Raw genomic sequence first — 272 nt, 5'->3', positions numbered from 1 at the left:
TTGAATGTTGGACGTTCATACAGTGGTTTCCGTTCTTATGACTATCAAAAAACTCTTTACGACAACTATGTTAGCCGTGATGGTCAAGCAGCTGCGGACCGTTACTCAGCTCGTCCTGGGTTCAGCGAACACCAAACTGGTTTGGTCTTTGACTTGACTGATAAATCAGGTAACTTGCTTGAGGATGCACGAGCTAGTCAATGGCTTAAAGACAATGCACATAACTATGGCTTTATCGTGCGTTTCCAAGCAGGTAAAGAAGCTTCAACCGG

Annotated in this window: 1 protein-coding gene; it reads left to right on the top strand. The window is 44.5% G+C overall.

Features of this window, described 5'->3' with window-relative positions; all coding sequences use genetic code 11:
- Positions 1–272, top strand: a 272-nt coding sequence (locus tag AX662_RS07025) for a M15 family metallopeptidase (RefSeq protein WP_197414669.1), incomplete at both ends; no start/stop codon positions are given.

It is taken from the genome of Streptococcus sp. CCH5-D3 (assembly GCF_001556435.1).
Classification (GTDB): Bacteria; Bacillota; Bacilli; order Lactobacillales; family Streptococcaceae; genus Streptococcus.
The sequence above is the reverse complement of the archived record's forward strand: the minus strand, read 5'-3'. Positions and strand labels throughout refer to the sequence as shown.